Source organism: Salinimicrobium sediminilitoris (assembly GCF_020866905.1).
GTDB lineage: Bacteria > Bacteroidota > Bacteroidia > Flavobacteriales > Flavobacteriaceae > Salinimicrobium > Salinimicrobium sediminilitoris.
Window position 1 is genome coordinate 432,724 of sequence record NZ_JAIVCC010000002.1, and the last position, 15,907, is coordinate 448,630.

Here is a 15,907-nt window from a genome sequence, read left to right on the forward strand (position 1 = left end):
TAAAGTTTTATGAAAAAGATACTCGTTATCCTTACCTCAAACAGTGACCTGCTCAAGACAGATTCCCATACCGGAGTTTGGCTTGGGGAATTCACAGATCCTTACTATGAATTCATTGATAAAGGTTATGATGTAACCCTGGCAAGTCCAAAAGGAGGTAAACCGCCCATAGACCCCAGAAGTCAGCTAACAGAAAATGTAACTTCTTCCAACCGCCGCTTCAAAAAAGATGAAAAGGCGCAAAAGGATTTTGAATTCACTCAGAAGCTGTCGGAGGTTACAGCCGATAATTTTGATGCGGTATTTTTCCCTGGTGGTCACGGACCAATGGGGGATCTTGCCACAGACGAAGATACTTCCCGCCTTGTCATAGAATTTTACAAACAGAACAAACCTATTGCCGCGGTGTGCCACGGCCCGGCAGCATTACTTACTGCTGCTACCGAAGAACCTGAACTTTTACAGGGAAGAGAAGTTACCGCCTTTTCCAATAATGAAGAAAAGCTGGTAGGCCTCCGGGACAATATTCCTTTTAGCCTTGAGGATCGCTTAAAGACTTTGGGTGCTAAATACAGTACGGCTACATTACCATTTACCTCCAGGGTAAAAGTTTCAGGTAAACTGGTGACCGGGCAAAACCCCGCTTCGGCAGAAAAAACAGCTAAGGAATTGATCAAACTATTAGAATAGTTCTTAATTCCTCATGGAGCTAACATTGGAAAAATTTCCATTCAGAAAAGATCAAAAGACCGATTGAGGATAAGAGCCGGGAACTAGAAAGTTTCCGGCTCTTATCTTAATCCACTACTCCAACTCCCGATAAAGGTCGAAACTTTTGCCCTTTCATCGATTTATTAAAGCCATTTTCACTAAAAATGTTAGATTTGGTTAGTTTTATTGAAAATAAGCAAAGGATTTGGAAAAAACTTTTGAACAAAAGCTGGAAATGTTTTCTGCTTGTGCCGAGTTTATGCCATGTGTTGTGGTAATTCATGAACTGAGAAAAAAAGATTTTAAAGTAGTCTTTATGAGTTCACAAGGTCTTGATCAATTGGGATTAAGTTTGCAGGAACTTTCAGGTATGGGTCCGGAATATCATGAAAGATTTTTCAATAATGAAGACATGGAGGACTTCATGGTTAAATTGAGAAAACTGCTTGAAAAAAAAGATCCTGATGAGACTTTTACCTTTTTCCAGCAAGTGAGGTTTAAAGATAGGAAAGACTGGGTTTGGCACATTGCATCTGTACGAATTTTCCACCAGGCGCCAGATGGCACTCCTACTCACATTGTCACAGCCGCTATTCCCATTAACAGGATGAAGCATATCGAAAATAAGGCAGAGCGCCTTTTAAAGGAAAATATGTTCTTCAAAGAAAATCTCTCCAAATACCTTTGCCTTGGAAAAAGGGCAAAAGAAGTTTTAAGATTGGTCGCACTTGGAAAGAGTTCAGCCGAAATAGCCGAGGAACTCAGTATCTCCATTGATACTGTAAATACTCATCGCAAGAACATCAAAAAAAAACTGGAGATCTCTTCCAGTTTTGAGTTTACAGAATACGCCAGGGCCTATGACCTCATATAAAAACAAAAAAATCGGGGCCCCCTACTTCCCCGATTTTTTACTCATTGTATCTAATTCATTCCAGAATTAATTGCAATACAATTTCATAGGGTAAAAATAAGCGTTCATATTACTTCCTCCAATACCCACTTCTGGGGATTTTTTAGTTTATCCTATTAAAAAAGGGACGAAACTTAATTTCGTCCCCGAGCACTTAAGTTTTATCTTTGTAATATTTTATGCACAGACACTTCAGGATATATAAGCCTTACGGATTTCTAAGTCAGTTTATCACCAATCAGCGAACCCGCAGGAATAAAAGAATGCTTGGTGAGCTCCACGATTTTCCGGAGGATACCATGTCTATTGGTCGCCTTGATGAAGATTCCGAAGGGCTTCTATTACTAACCACAGATGGGAAGATTAGCGCAGAAATCACCGGAAATAGTGTGGAAAAAGAATATTATGTACAGGTGGACGGGGAAATAGACAGTAGTGCCATTGCAGGAATGAGAGAGGGAGTGGAGATAGGAATAAATGGCAATAAATATCTCACCCAACCTTGTGAGGCTGAAATCTTATTAGCTCCTCCAGCCTTTCCGCCACGTTCAAAACCAATAAGGGACGCCAGGCATGGACCAACGAGTTGGATCTCGGTGACACTCACAGAAGGAAAATTCCGCCAGGTTAAAAAAATGACTGCTGCAGTAGGATTCCCCACCCTGAGGTTAGTGCGGGTAAGAATTGGAGATGAGTTTTTAAATAATATGCAGCCCGGAGAGGTACAGGAAGTTTCCAGTTTCAAGTGTTGAACAAATCATAATTTTCATCTTTCCCACGAGGTTTTTTCGTAACTTAACAGAGAAAAGATTGGGCCATGAAAAATGTGATTATTCCAATGGATTTTTCATCATCATCTACCCGGGTGATCCTTTATGCACTTGGTTTGATGAGAGAAGAGGAATGCACATTCTTCATGTTAAACCTTCCTGAAGCTGCCGCTTATAGCTCCACAAAATTTGAGGATAAAGAATGGATCAACTGTATCCAGAATGAAGCCGTTCAAAGACTTCAAAAACTTCAGAGAGAAATTACAAAAGTCTACCCTTCTAAAAAGATCAAAATACAACTTCTTTTTCCGGGAAAAGTCCTGGAAGAGCAGGTAGATCCAGATTCCTTAATTATTGGAAGTACAGCCGTTTTGAAAAAAACATTGCAGTTGCCTTATGACTTCTTCCGAAATTTAAAATCACCTCTACTTTTTATTCCGAAGGAGCAGAAGTTCAGCCTTCCCAAAAAGATCCTGATTACACTGGAACCTCATGTGGAAATAAGACAGGCCACTCTAACTCCCTTTAAAAAGCTTTTTGGAAACCATGACCTAAATGTGGAGATTATCAAAATGTATTCGGGCAAAATTGATCATTCCCTGGTAGCGAGAGATGAATATGAACTAAATCAATTGTTTGAAGTTTATCATCCTAAAGTTGGTACATTGATTACAGGTCACGTTGCCAGCTATTTAGGCAGAACTATGCAGAAGGACAATTATGATTTGCATATAGTCCCTCTTTCTCAATCAATTTTTCCTGCCGGGCCAACTACTTCCCAAATAACTAATGCAATCGCCGACAGTAAAATTCCGGTAATGATTTTACAGGGAACCCCACAAGAGCAGCAAATACCATTGAGAAGCCCCGGAAGAACCAGGAATAAAACTGCTATAGTTCAATGAAAATTTTAATCTCCCTCTTATTATTATTACACGCTATTCTACACCTTATGGGGCTCGTCAAAGCTTTTTACACAGACTTCCTTCCCACAATTTCCAGAAAGATAAGCATTTCTGAAGGGGCTCTTTGGTTCGCATGCGCTGTACTTCTCATTTTAGCTAATGTTTATTTCCTCAACGATTACCCCTTCTGGCCTGTTTTATCTATAAGTGGAGCTTTGCTTTCACAGTTTTTGATTACCCTTAATTGGGAAGATGCAAAATATGGCACAATAATAAACCTGTTGATCCTGGCGGTGAGTTTTCCCGCTTTAACTTAATTATTGGGTAAGGGCTTCAAAGGTTTTTCCCATTGAAAGATCCCCGGTTTGATATCTTGAAGACCTTTCCATACGCATAAATTTCATAAATGTTTACTGAAGCATTCGATCTTCACAATTTAAAAGAGTTTAATTTTTTGCATTATGATCAATGATCCTACCGTCTTCCATTTTTATAATTCGATCTGTACGCTTTGCAAAATCACTATCATGGGTAACTACCAATAAAGATAGCCCCTGTTCATCACTTAATTGCCTGAAAATCCTAAGCACATTTTCTGAATTATGACTGTCGAGATTCCCGGTGGGTTCATCCCCCATGATTATTGCAGGATCATTTATAAGAGCTCTGGCGATAGCAACCCGCTGCTTCTCGCCACCCGAAATTTTAGATGCTTTTTTATCCGCGAGATTTTCAATACCGAGCATATCAAGTTTGTAGAGGGCATTTTTCCTAATCTCTTCAATAGATCGTTCTCCAAGCTTGCGGGCAGGTAGCATCACGTTTTCAAGCACAGTAAATTCGGGCAGGAGGTAATGGAACTGGAATACAAAGCCAATATGCTTATTTCTTACATAAGCCAGCTTATTGGGATGTTGACCTGTAAGCAAATCGCCGTTAAGGAAAAGCTTCCCCTCATAATCTCTGTCCATTGTTGACAAGATATAGAGAAGAGTAGATTTTCCGCAGCCCGACTTTCCCATGATGGAAACAAATTCTCCGGAATTTACGCTGAAATTTATATCCTTAAGCACATGAAATTCCACAGGTTTCCAAAAATGTTTGTCGATATGACTGGCTTCGAGAATTGGCTTCATAACTATATACCTGTTATGATCTTCACAGGATCGATTTTTTTGGCTTTACGCGAAGGGAGATAGCCCGCAAGAAAGGTAAAAAGCATTGCGAAACTAATCCCAAATATGTAAAAGCGGATATCAAAATTCACAGGATAGGTTTCTACTGTTGGCAGTGCCTCGGTATTAAAGGGAGTATGGCTAATTAAAACCGAAAGGCCATACCCAAGCAGAAGTCCTAAGATACCACCTAAAAATCCTATAATTAACGCCTGACTCATAAAAATAAGCTGTACATCCCTGCCCGAAAAACCAGTTGCCTTCAAAATAGCGATATCGTTCATCTTTTCATAGATCAACATGTTGAGAATGTTGTAGATCCCGAAACCGGCCACTACCAGCAGCGTAATTGAAACGGCATATGTAATAAGATTTCGTACAGTGGTTCCCGTTTCAAACTGGGCATTGGCTGTTCTTACGTCAATTGCAGTAAGATCGAACTGCTCCTCAACAAATTCTGCTATGGAAACTGCCTCTTCAATATCATTCAGCTTTACATTTATATCTGTAATATAGCTCCCGGGTTCTCCAAGGATACGTTGGACTGTGTGAAGATTTGTAAAGCTTTGAACATTATCTATTTCTACGATCCCGCTTTGATATATCCCCACGATCTTTAATGGGAAAACATCCCCTTTTACAGTGGTTACCTGCACGCGATCTCCTACTTCCAAAGACAATTTATCTGCCACCCCTGCCCCAAGGATAATTCCGTTGGAGGTGTTATGAAGATCCCTGGCGCTTCCCTCTACTATATAATCGCCAAGATTAAAAAGCTCTTCTTCTTTCAAGATCTCTACCCCCAAAAGATTCCCTCCCAGCTCTATAGAACCTGAAATGTAAAAAACCTGTGTCTTCACCTGCGGAATAGCTCCTCTTACCCTGGGATCCTCCTCAAGGTACTCCATTAATGGTTGTGCATTATGGATCTTCTTTTGAGTAAGCTGGGGCCTAACTGAATGTATTACCGTTAAGGATTCATCCATACCCTCATAAAGTGTTGCAGGCTGGTCCCGGGTAGGCTTGATCTCATTGAAGATATGAACATGAGGAGTTTGATTTAAGATGAGATCATCCAGCATCTGGTTAAGGCCCGTCATAAAGCTTACAAGAGTAATATATGAACCTATCCCAAAAGTAACCCCGAGAGCAGCAATAAGGGTTTGCCGCATTTTGCTCACCAGGTGTGTTTTTGCAATGCTCAATATTACCCGGTAGTTTCTCATTCTTCTGGTGGAAATAATTTGGTGTTTGCTGTAATTCCTTCTTTAACCTCAACGGAGTCAATACTCTCCAGGCCGGTGACAACCTCAACAATCCCGTCTTCTGTTCTTACACGGTTATTTCCAATTAAAAATTTCCGCGGAATAACTAGTGCTTTTTCCCGTTGTGCCACCACAATGTTTCCTTCTCCAGAAAGTCCCGGCAAAAGTACTTCGGGTGCATCTTCAAAGAGAGCTTCCACTAAAAAAGTCTGATTCCTTTCATCCTTCTTTGGATATATCTTGTAAACTTCAGCCTTAAATATCTTTTTAGGATAGGCATCAAGGGTTAAATAAACTGTTAATCCCGGCCTTACTCTTACGATATCCTCTTCATCCACCAGCATCTCGACAAGAAACCTGTCTGCACTGCCTAAAGTTACCAGTGGCTGGGAGGCATTGACTATCTCCCCCGGCTCTTTATGAATGGCATATACTTTTCCGTTGATTTTACTGGTAACAGAAAAATCGGTAGTATTGATTAAAGAGGATCTATAAGTATTCTCTGCCTGTTTTAGCTGGGTTTCCAACTCGTTTTGAGTGCGTTGGTATTTGTTTTGAAGTATCTCAAGGGCAGCTTCAGATTTTTCATAGCCCAGTTTTCTGCTTTCCAGGGTTGACCGGGAACCAATTTGCTGCTCCCAAAGCCGCTCCTGCCTTCTATAGTTGACGGAGTCATTGAGAAACTGAAGTTTTGCAGTTTTAATTTCTTCCTCCAGGCCCGAAAGGATTGCCGCGCCTCCCTCAAAATTTTCCCGTGCCAGCTGCAGGGCCAAAAATGCGTTTTTTGAAGCCAGTTCGGGATTGGTTTTAATAATCTGTACCAGTACATCGCCTTTTTGCACCACATCCCCCTCCTCCACCAGGTTCTCATCCAGAAGACCATTTACCACTGCAAATGCCTGATAAAGACTATCGGGCTGCACAGTGACCGAAGCATAAACAGCTTCGGTGATCGAGGTCTCCACCGGAAATACCGAAGCTTCCTGCTGGTCACAGGAAATAAGGCTAAAAAGAGCTACAGCCGGTAAAAAATATTTCAACATGGGTAATACTTTTAACCAAATTTAGCTGAAAACCCCGGTCCTGTTAATGATATTCATCAGGTCATAAGAACCAGTAATTTACTGAGCTTCTTTCTTCCGGTAGGTAAAACTTCTCTCCTCCCCTTTTCTCATGACAAACTCCTCTTCATTTACCACTATTTTTATAAGGTCCTGCCAGCCACCATGGCTTTTAAGGAATAGAACATCCTGTGTGAGTTTTACCTCGAGCCAATGCCGCCGGTATCTACATCTAAAACTTATTTCTTCAACATTTTGAGGTAATCCCGGATTAAAATAAAGGGCTTCTTTTTTAAATTCTATTCCCGTGTAGCAGCGGTGAATGAGATCTACAGTGCCCGCCATGGCTCCCATATGTACACCTTCGGCTGTAGTCCCTCCCTGCACGTCTGAAAAATCGCTAATAAGAGCTTTTTTGAAATCATGCCAGGATTGTTCCCGGTGAGACCTGGCATAAACCCAGGAGTAAACCACTTTACTTAAGGTAGAACCATGAGAGGTGATCGCCTCGTAATAATCAATATTTGCGGGAATTTGCTCTTTCGGGTCAAAGTGGTAATTCATAAGATCAAAGAGTTCTTTAAGCTCTTCGGAAGAAAACAGAAAAAAAAGCATTAATACATCAGGTTGTTTTACCGCCTTGTAATTTTTGACATCATCGCCCTCCTTCTCAAGGATACGGTCCAGTCTCATGGTCTCCCCATATTTTTCGTGGTACCGTTTCCAGTCTAACTCCTTCAGCTTATCAAAACCTTCAAATTGTTCAATTATCTTTCCATCCTCCAGAAAAGGAATGAACATGTTTTCACAAATGTTCTGCCAGCGGGAAAGTTCTTCCTCATTTATTTCCATTAACCTCAACAGGTCACTTGCTCTGCGATCATTAAGTTTTTGAATGGCGAGGAGCGCGTGCTTTAGCGTCCACACCGTCATGATATTTGTATACGCATTGTTTCGAAGACCGGGCTCTGAAGAATTGGGATAAGAGGTATGATACTCATCTGGGCCCACCACTTCATGTATCTCATATTTTCCTCTCTCCTCATTGTACTTCACTTTGCTGGCCCAGAATTTTGCAATATCGAGCAGCAGTTCTGCACCATAAAAGGCCAGGAACTGCAGGTCACCGCTCACCTGGAAATACTGCCACACATTATAGGCTATAGCTGAATTAACATGCCGCTGCAAATGAGTATTATCTGGCAACCAGTTTCCTGATTCGGGGTTAAGGTGAATAATTTGAGTTTCTTCCCTCCCGTTGCTCCCACTCTGCCAGGGAAACATAGCCCCTTTGTAGCCTTCGCTACTGGCTGCAAACCGTGCTTCGGGTAATCTCCTGTAGCGGTACATAAGCAAGGCCCGGGTGAGTTCGGGAATAGTAATATTGTAAAAAGGAAAAATAAAAAGCTCATCCCAGAATATATGTCCGCGATAGGCTTCCCCATGCCATCCTCTTGCGGGTATACCTACATCTTCATCAATGGTTTTCAAGCTGAAGGTTTGAAAAAGGTGAAAAATGTGCAGCCTTAACAACAATTGGTCATTATTCCCATCAGCTTTTAAAAGGATATCACTCTGCCCCCAAAGTTCTTCCCAGGCCATTTTGTGAAACCGCAGAAGCTCCCCAAATCCCGGGATTCTTGTTACCAGCTTCTTTGCCTCGCACAGAGGATCGGCAATGGCCATGTCCCTGGAAGTATACACTGCTACCAGCTTTTCAACAGTTATGGCCTTGTTTTCCCGGGCTTCAAAAATGAGTTCCTGGGCCACGTAATCCTTTTCGATGATACTTCTCCTTTCCACGGAAGGCTCATAAAGTTCAAAACTTACCCCGGTTTTACAGGCCTGGACCATCACAATTTCAGACTGGCTGCTTCTCACCTTAAGATACATACCGTCTTCATCAAAACTACCCGTATCAAGCGGAACAAGATGTTGTCCATTAAGGTCTCTATACCTTGCAACACCTGCATTTGACACTTTACCGTTCAAAGCTGAATGAATGGTTATTGAACCTTCCCAGTTTAGAGGTTTTAATTCCCACTCGATTGCTGCCAGATGCATTTTTGACATACTTACCACCCTACGACTGCTAAGCTGTGTTTCCCTGCCCTCCTTGTCCCGAAATTTCATTCTACGCTCCAGGATCGCTTCCCGAAGGTTAAGAGACTGTTCAAACTCAAGGATCTCTACAGCATCTATGTTAAACCAGTCGCCATTTTCCAGCCTAAACCTTAGCAGCGTCCAGTCGGGCCAGTTCACCAGGTCCTCATTTTCAATGACCCTGCCAGCTATGGTGGTTTCGAGACGGTTGTAACCCCCGGCGAGGTAAGTGCCGGGATAATGATTTTCTCCCGCTACTGAACCCTCTGCAGCTGCCCTGGTAGCGAAATAACCGTTCCCGAGGGTGCAAAGCGATTCGCGCAGCAACTCCTCCTGGGGGGAATAATTATCATATTTTAAGATCCAGTCTTTCATTTTTCACACCTCAGATTTTGATAAGTTCTCTAAAAAAGGTTTTTACTTCCTCCAGGTCCTGCAGAGAATAATCGGCGAAGGTGGCCTGGCTGTGTTCTCCCACAAGAATCCCCAGCCCATGATCCACTTCTCTAAAAGCATCTTCATCTGTGACATCGTCACCCACATAAATCGAAAAAGAATTCTCCTGACTTGAAAGTTCCCGCTTCAGGAATTCAACTGCTTTTCCTTTGTGCCAGTCAATATTGGGTCGTATTTCAATCACTTTTTTCCCCCCTGCTGCGGTAAGTCCGGGGTAATCTTTCAGCACCCCATTCACCCTGTCATGCACTTCCTGCTCGAATTCGGGCTTTACCTGGCGATAGTGAATAGCAAGGGTAAATTTCTTACGTTCAAAATCCACTCCTTTAATATTCTGAAGCTGCTCCCTAAGGATAGGTTCAATCTCGTCAAAAAGCGGAAGGACTTTTTGAGCTTCTTCATTTTCTTTAAAAAAACCGTCTGGGCCGGAGATCTCATAACCATGACTCCCGGCATAGTAAAGCCCCTGAAGGTTGACCCGCTGCTTAACATCGGCCATTCCCCGCCCGCTTATCACCGCCACCGGATAAACTTCTGCCAATTCCCTCACCAGTTCCCTCATTTCTTCAGAAATAGCTGCGTCTGCATGATGTTCTACTATAGGTGCAAGAGTTCCGTCAAAGTCGAGAAACAGCAAAGGTTTATTCTGCAGGTATTGTTGCTTTATCTCCGGAAAATTCTCAATTGCCGAGGGTAGTTTTTTTGGTTCCCGACCTTTCTTAAACTCCAGATCTAATTCCTGAAGATTCTTCACTGCCAAATGCGCCCCATGTTCCAGTAATTCCTCTTTGGAAGAAGCATTTTCAATTCCTATTACCAACCTGAAATTTCCTTTTCTACCTGCTTCTACTCCGGCCTGTGCATCTTCAATGATCATGGCGAGATCGGGTTTTATACCCAACTCTTTTACTGCTTCAAGGAAAATATCGGGCGCCGGTTTCTCCGGAATGTTCCTTTCTGCGGAAGTAATGCCATCTACTACAGTGTCAAAAAGGCCATTTTCAAGACCCGCTATTTTTAGGATCTCCCTGCAGTTCCTACTGGAAGAAATGAGTCCGATTTTAAGCCCCTGTTTTTTCCAGTCTCTTAACTGCTGAACGTTTTTTTCATAAATATCAACTCCTTCTTCATCGATCACCTTCCTGAAGTTTTGGTTTTTAAGATTCCCAAGCCCACAGACAGTTTGGGATCCCGCGGCATCTTCGGGGGTGCCAAAAGGGAGTTCCAGCCCTCTGGAAACAAGAAAATTATTTACTCCGTCGTAGCGCGGAATCCCATCTATGTGCCGGGCATAATCTTTTTCAGAAAAAGAAAGAAATTCTTTTTTCCCCTCTTTTTTCCGCCGCTCATTATAATCATTAAATGTTTTCCTCCAGGCTTTTTCATGTTGCCGCGCGGTACTTGTGATCACGCCGTCAAGATCTGTGATTATAGCTTTTAGGTAGTATTTCATATGAATGATTTAAAAATCTTTTTTAATAAGTTTGATTGTTTGAATGACCAGGGTAGGTAAAATACTGGCAATGGCTATTAGTCCCCAATGTTTTGCCTCTAAAGGTTGTAAGTTAAGAACCTCGGCCACTACAGGAATGAAGTAGGCTGCAAACACAGCAGCTATACAAAAGATCACCGCCATCCACACATACTTGTTACGGGTAACCTGGTTATTGAAAACCGGTTCCCAGCCCTCACGCATATTCAAAACGTGCAGAAACTGGGAAAAAGCCAGACTTAAAAAAGCAATATTATTGTTGATCCCTTCTGTCTCATCCCAATAAAAGTGGGAATAAAAATAAGCCCCTGTTACACTTATTGCTATAATTACCCCGTACACTACAATTTGCAGCCAGTTCTTTCGGGTGATAATAGGTTCTTTGGGATCTTTGGGCGGCATCTTCATTACATTAGGTGTACCTTCCCCAATTCCCAGTGCCAGGGCCGGAAAAACATCTGAAAGCAGGTTAAGGAAAAGTAACTGCAAAGGCAGGATAGGCAGAATAAATAAGGAGAAACTTACAAGGGCAATAAGGATGATCTCGGCCAGGTGATAGGAAAGTTGATAAAGAACAAACCTTCTTATATTTCCGAAAATGATGCGCCCCTGTTCGACAGCAGTGACAATAGAATTGAACGAATCATCTTTTAGCACCACATCTGCCACTTCCTGGGCCACCTGTGTGCCCCGTTTTCCCATAGCGATCCCGATATTGGCTTTTTTGAGAGCCGGGGCATCGTTGACTCCGTCTCCCGTCATGGCCACTATTTCCCCCAGTTCCTGAAAATGGCTTATAAGGTTTAACTTCTGCTCTGGATCCACGCGTGAAAATATAGGGGTGTTCACCAGTTTTTCAGGGTTCTCCCGCTCAAATTCTTTATCCAGATCCTTTCCATGCAGTACGGCTTCCCCTTGTTTTTCTTCTCCTTTTGAAAAGATCTTTACCTCCCGCCCCACGTTTGTGGCTGTTCCGGGATGATCTCCGGTTACCATCACCACCTTTATGCCGGCAGCTTTACAGGTTTCTATGGCCGCGGTAACTTCTTTACGGGGAGGATCCAGGAATCCCAGCAGCCCCACAAATATTAGTTCATGCAAAAAATCTTCAGCCTCTTCCCCGGTGGGCAGATCTTTTATTTTTTTATAAGCAAAGCCCAGCACCCGTAGACCATCTTCTGCCATTTCATTATTCCTGTTCTTCCATGTTTCTTTTTCCTCTTCATTCAATTCTTCGGATTTTCCATTTTTTAAGATCTTTTTGGAACGGGCCAAAATAGCATCTGTAGACCCTTTTCCGGCGACATATAAATCTCCGTCATCTCCATAAATAGTTCCCATGACCATAGATTCTGAATCAAAAGGATCGTGTAGTTCCCGCTGCAATTGTTGCAGTTCCCCATATACTTCCGGATCAAATTTGCTGACAAAATCAAGCAGGGCAATCTCCAGCGGATCTCCTTTGGCAGATATTTCCCCGTCCTCCGCTTCAGATTTGTCATCTGAACCTTCGGTGGCTTTAGGATTACTATCCATCTCTGACTTCTCTTTACCTTCAGCCCTTTCCGAAGCATTTTTTTCCGGTTCCTTTAGGGAGGCATCATTGGCCAGAACAGCAATTTTTAGCATCTCCTTAAAATTGGCTTCGCTGCTTTGTTGCTTCTCGCCATCCAGCTCCGGTTTACTCCCGTGCCAGTCAACCTTTAACAGCTGTTCCTGAGGCAGGCAAAAGCTATGGACGGTGAGCTCATTCTTGGTAAGAGTTCCGGTTTTATCGGTGAAGATCACCGTAGTCTCTCCCAGCGTTTCAACAGCACCAAGGCTTTTTATCAAAACGCTCTTTTTGGAAAGTCTTACCATTCCCCGGGCCAGGGCGATGCTTGCAACTATGGGTAAACCTTCAGGAATGGCAGCAATAGACCAGGCAATAGAAGTTTGTACCAGTTGATACAGGTCTTTTCCAGCGAGCCAGCCAAAGAAGAAAAAAGCGGCTGCCATAGCAAGGATTACCCAAATAAGCTTTTTGGTGAGTTTGTTTAGTTTGCTGTTAAGCGGGGTCTCCTCCTTGTCCTGCTCCTCTACCAGGGAACAGATGTTTCCAACTTCGGTATCCATACCGGTAGCGAAGACAAGGGCGATTGCAGTTCCTGCTGTTACGGCGGTACCTTTATAAAGGATGTTCAGGCGGTCGGCTACCTGCAGCTCCTCCTGAATTACTTCCGGATTTTTCTCTACAGGAACAGATTCTCCGGTTAATGGGGATTCGTCTACCTTAAGCTCTGTAGCTTCAAGAATTCTGGCATCTGCGGGAATAAGATCCCCGGCTTCTATTTTAATAATATCCCCTGGCGCTATTTTTTCTGCATTGATTTCCTTTTCTTCAGAATTCCGAATGACTGTGGCCATTATCTTATCAAGTTTCTTAAGCGCCTTCATGGACTTTTGTGCCTGAAATTCCATCCAGAATCCAATAATGGTATTGACCAGAAGCACGATAAAAATTGCTATCCCCTCTGGAATATCACCGAAAATAAGTGCTAGGGCAGCGGCTGCAAAGAGCAGGTAAATTACCGGATTGTTAATTTGTGATAGAATAAGGTCCCAAATACTGCGCTCCTCACCCTCCTTTAATTTGTTCAGACCATGATTTTTCAGCCGCTTTTCTGCTTCCTCTTCTGTAATCCCTTTTTCAAGGTGTGATGAAAGGTCGCCAGCCACTTCATCCCTCGTTTTGCGGTAAGCGTCTTCGCTTTTATGTTTCCGGTCTGTACTTTCTTCCATGATCCCTTATTTTTTTGATTTTATTCTCAAAGCGGAAAGTTTTCCATTTCAGATCTTTTTACCCTTTCCCATAGTTTTTTTGAGCAGCTTCTCATGAAGAACCTCCACATCTTTTTTCTTAAGTAACTCGGTACCCGGGGATTTTATAGTAGCACTGCCACAGGCTAACCCGTATAAAATAGCTGCTTCCACGGGATGTCCTTCCGCAAGGCTGTAGACCATCCCCGCAACCATACTGTCCCCTGCCCCAATGGAACTTACATGCTCTACTTTTGGTGCAGGATAATGCCACACCTCACCCTTTGTAGCCAAAAGCGCTCCTTCTCCTCCCAAAGAGAGAACAATGATCTCCACAGGATATTCGGTAAGAATGTGCAGTAAAGCTTTTTTTTGTTGCTCTAAACTCTCTGCTGCTTCCCCCGTGATATCCTTAAGTTCTTTTTTATTAGGTTTTAAAAGGAAAGCTCCCTGCTCCAGTACGCCCTTATAAGATTTTCCGGAAGTATCAAGCACAAAATTAAGTCCGCAGTTATTTGCTCTTGCCGCTGCTCTGGCGTAGAAATCAGATGGTGCACCGGGCGGAAGGCTTCCACTGGCCACAAGGAATGATCCTTTTTCGCACTTATCTACTTTTTCCAGTAAAGCTTCATATTCAGAATTCTCCAGTTCGGCTCCGGGAAAACCGAAACGGTAAAGATTCCCGGTGGAGGTTTCGGTAATGGCAAAGTTCTGTCTCAGGTCATTCTTCACCTTTACGGGATCCTCATTTACACCCTCTTTTTTTAGCAGATCGGAGAAAAGCTTACCTGTATGTCCACCTTTAGTATAAACAGCTATTGATTCCCCTCCCAGTCTTTTGATGACCCGGGAAACATTCACTCCGCCTCCTCCCGGATCAATAAGTGGTTTTTCGCAACGGAGTTTTTCATTTGGCTCAAATTTCTCTGTTGTCGAATAAATATCAAGGGCAGGATTTACAGTTAGAGTGATAATCATTGCTGGTTAAATAAATTAATAAAACATTCTCTCTAATTTACTGATTAGTTTTACATCTGTATAGCTATTATGCTAATTACTGTCTTTTTAAAAAGGCTTATATAAGAACAAAAGGATGCTTTTATAGCTTCCAATTTTTCAAAGAAAGTTCCTGACTCGGCCGGAATTTGGGATCTTTTGCTTTTCAACTGAAGAGGAATCTGGTTAAATTGAAACCGTATTTATTCCATTAATGTTCTCCCTCCAGAGAACGTTCATCAAATATCCTTACCCAGGCGTTGTCTCAAAATGCTCTTTACCCGTGGGATACTCTCCACATCAAGCAGGTTTAATGCCGGAACTCCGCAAAGTTTTTCTACCAGCTCCCTTCCTCCAAGTGTATTTGAAGAGATCCCTGTAACTATATCTGGTTTTAGATGAAATGCATCCATTATTCCCATAACAGCATAGGGATCTGACGCGCTGAGAACAACACATTTCACCTGGGCTTTTATTCCCTGATATGCCAGTTCGCCATTATAAGGCTCCAGCGGAGAGGCGCCAATTTCGATCACAGCGACATCTGGAGCCTCTGCACTTATCCTGTCCAGCATATACTCAAGTTTTTTTGAATATTCTTCGGGAGGACAAATCGAAGATGGCAGACCAGCATCCACGAAATCGAAAACAGCATCGGCTCCTACATCCTTAACGGCAAGAATATCTTTTTGTCTACCAGTGCCGGTGATTTTTGCTCCTACAACTTTTAATCCTGCCGCTTTAAGGATACCTGTCACTATACGGGCACTTGTGGTCTTGCCGGAGGACATGGAAGTACCAATAAACAATATAACGGGAGTTTCAAACTTCTTGTGTTCTACAGGTTTTACAAAATCCTCCATTGTAAGATTTTTTCCTCCTCTGCATGCATGACCCAAATATCGTATTTCCATAAATCTAGGCATGAATATCGACCTGGAGGTGAGTTTACCCAATAGACCTCCCCAGCTAAGAACATGAAGTATACCGTCCTCGCCCACCTCTTTCCAGGTTCCGGTAGCCTCCAGGGTCGCATGTCTTATTCCCAAAGCCCCTACCAATACATCCCCTTCCATTACTCCGCGTAACCTTCCATTGGTGAGTTCAAGTTTCGCATCGTTGGTACCTACATCTGTCAACTTACAGACCACATAGTCGCCCGTGGCCCATTTCTCTTTATCTAATTTTTTAACCTCAAATGGATTATCTGCAAGATCTGAAGTTCGGGTAAGGGCGGTATAAATATATTTATAATCCATTT

13 protein-coding genes are annotated in these 15,907 nt (G+C 42.7%); 5 read left to right on the forward strand and 8 right to left on the reverse strand.

Features of this window, described 5'->3' with window-relative positions; translation table 11 throughout:
- The first annotated feature begins 9 nt into the window (after positions 1-9).
- From LA313_RS03680 to LA313_RS03700, 5 genes are all read left to right on the forward strand, one after another.
- Complete coding sequence (locus LA313_RS03680) at positions 10-690, forward strand: type 1 glutamine amidotransferase domain-containing protein (RefSeq protein ID WP_228913287.1); 681 nt, start codon at positions 10-12, stop codon at positions 688-690.
- 226 nt (positions 691-916) lie between these two features.
- Positions 917-1,585 carry a response regulator transcription factor gene (locus LA313_RS03685; RefSeq protein WP_228913288.1) on the forward strand — a complete coding sequence of 223 codons (669 nt, stop codon included), beginning with the start codon at positions 917-919 and terminating at the stop codon, positions 1,583-1,585.
- Between the two features lie 218 nt (positions 1,586-1,803).
- Positions 1,804-2,376, forward strand: coding sequence for a pseudouridine synthase (locus LA313_RS03690; protein ID WP_228913289.1), 573 nt, complete (start codon positions 1,804-1,806; stop codon positions 2,374-2,376).
- A 65-nt stretch (positions 2,377-2,441) separates the two neighbouring features.
- Complete coding sequence (locus LA313_RS03695) at positions 2,442-3,299, forward strand: adenine nucleotide alpha hydrolase family protein (RefSeq protein ID WP_228913290.1); 858 nt, start codon at positions 2,442-2,444, stop codon at positions 3,297-3,299.
- Positions 3,296-3,616 (forward strand): hypothetical protein, encoded by a 321-nt coding sequence (locus LA313_RS03700; protein ID WP_228913291.1) that lies wholly within the window; start codon positions 3,296-3,298, stop codon positions 3,614-3,616. The genes LA313_RS03695 and LA313_RS03700 overlap by 4 nt, the downstream gene beginning before the upstream one ends.
- A gap of 129 nt (positions 3,617-3,745) precedes the next feature.
- Here LA313_RS03700 and LA313_RS03705 read toward each other — a convergent pair whose 3' ends face one another.
- From LA313_RS03705 to LA313_RS03740, 8 genes are all read right to left on the reverse strand, one after another.
- On the reverse strand, positions 3,746-4,435 hold the full coding sequence (locus tag LA313_RS03705) for an ABC transporter ATP-binding protein (protein ID WP_228913292.1): 690 nt from the start codon (positions 4,433-4,435) through the stop codon (positions 3,746-3,748).
- A gap of 2 nt (positions 4,436-4,437) precedes the next feature.
- Positions 4,438-5,700, reverse strand: a complete 1,263-nt coding sequence (locus LA313_RS03710) for an ABC transporter permease (protein ID WP_228913293.1) — start codon at positions 5,698-5,700, stop codon at positions 4,438-4,440.
- A complete protein-coding gene (locus LA313_RS03715) occupies positions 5,697-6,782 on the reverse strand; it encodes an efflux RND transporter periplasmic adaptor subunit (RefSeq protein ID WP_228913294.1) in 1,086 nt (361 codons plus the stop codon). The genes LA313_RS03710 and LA313_RS03715 overlap by 4 nt, the downstream gene beginning before the upstream one ends.
- Positions 6,783-6,860: 78 nt before the next feature.
- Positions 6,861-9,278 carry a glycoside hydrolase family 65 protein gene (locus LA313_RS03720; RefSeq protein WP_228913295.1) on the reverse strand — a complete coding sequence of 806 codons (2,418 nt, stop codon included), beginning with the start codon at positions 9,276-9,278 and terminating at the stop codon, positions 6,861-6,863.
- Positions 9,279-9,288: 10 nt separating this feature from the next.
- Complete coding sequence (gene otsB, locus LA313_RS03725) at positions 9,289-10,812, reverse strand: trehalose-phosphatase (protein ID WP_228913296.1); 1,524 nt, start codon at positions 10,810-10,812, stop codon at positions 9,289-9,291.
- A 9-nt stretch (positions 10,813-10,821) separates the two neighbouring features.
- Positions 10,822-13,632: a cation-translocating P-type ATPase gene (locus LA313_RS03730; RefSeq protein WP_228913298.1), complete on the reverse strand. Its 2,811-nt coding sequence runs from the start codon at positions 13,630-13,632 to the stop codon at positions 10,822-10,824.
- Between the two features lie 48 nt (positions 13,633-13,680).
- Positions 13,681-14,628: a 1-phosphofructokinase family hexose kinase gene (locus LA313_RS03735; protein ID WP_228913300.1), complete on the reverse strand. Its 948-nt coding sequence runs from the start codon at positions 14,626-14,628 to the stop codon at positions 13,681-13,683.
- A gap of 257 nt (positions 14,629-14,885) precedes the next feature.
- Positions 14,886-15,905: a DUF1611 domain-containing protein gene (locus LA313_RS03740; protein ID WP_228913301.1), complete on the reverse strand. Its 1,020-nt coding sequence runs from the start codon at positions 15,903-15,905 to the stop codon at positions 14,886-14,888.
- Positions 15,906-15,907 lie beyond the last annotated feature (2 nt).

What these genes read in the sequence shown, in the direction of transcription:
- LA313_RS03680 (WP_228913287.1), top strand. Translation starts at nt 10, where the DNA reads ATGAAAAAGATACTCGTTATCCTTACCTCAAACAGTGACCTGCTCAAG.
- LA313_RS03690 (WP_228913289.1), top strand. Translation starts at nt 1,804, where the DNA reads ATGCACAGACACTTCAGGATATATAAGCCTTACGGATTTCTAAGTCAG.
- LA313_RS03695 (WP_228913290.1), top strand. Translation starts at nt 2,442, where the DNA reads ATGAAAAATGTGATTATTCCAATGGATTTTTCATCATCATCTACCCGG.
- LA313_RS03700 (WP_228913291.1), top strand. Translation starts at nt 3,296, where the DNA reads ATGAAAATTTTAATCTCCCTCTTATTATTATTACACGCTATTCTACAC.
- LA313_RS03705 (WP_228913292.1), bottom strand. Translation starts at nt 4,435, where the DNA reads ATGAAGCCAATTCTCGAAGCCAGTCATATCGACAAACATTTTTGGAAA.
- LA313_RS03710 (WP_228913293.1), bottom strand. Translation starts at nt 5,700, where the DNA reads ATGAGAAACTACCGGGTAATATTGAGCATTGCAAAAACACACCTGGTG.
- LA313_RS03715 (WP_228913294.1), bottom strand. Translation starts at nt 6,782, where the DNA reads ATGTTGAAATATTTTTTACCGGCTGTAGCTCTTTTTAGCCTTATTTCC.
- LA313_RS03720 (WP_228913295.1), bottom strand. Translation starts at nt 9,278, where the DNA reads ATGAAAGACTGGATCTTAAAATATGATAATTATTCCCCCCAGGAGGAG.
- otsB (WP_228913296.1), bottom strand. Translation starts at nt 10,812, where the DNA reads ATGAAATACTACCTAAAAGCTATAATCACAGATCTTGACGGCGTGATC.
- LA313_RS03730 (WP_228913298.1), bottom strand. Translation starts at nt 13,632, where the DNA reads ATGGAAGAAAGTACAGACCGGAAACATAAAAGCGAAGACGCTTACCGC.
- LA313_RS03735 (WP_228913300.1), bottom strand. Translation starts at nt 14,628, where the DNA reads ATGATTATCACTCTAACTGTAAATCCTGCCCTTGATATTTATTCGACA.
- LA313_RS03740 (WP_228913301.1), bottom strand. Translation starts at nt 15,905, where the DNA reads ATGGATTATAAATATATTTATACCGCCCTTACCCGAACTTCAGATCTT.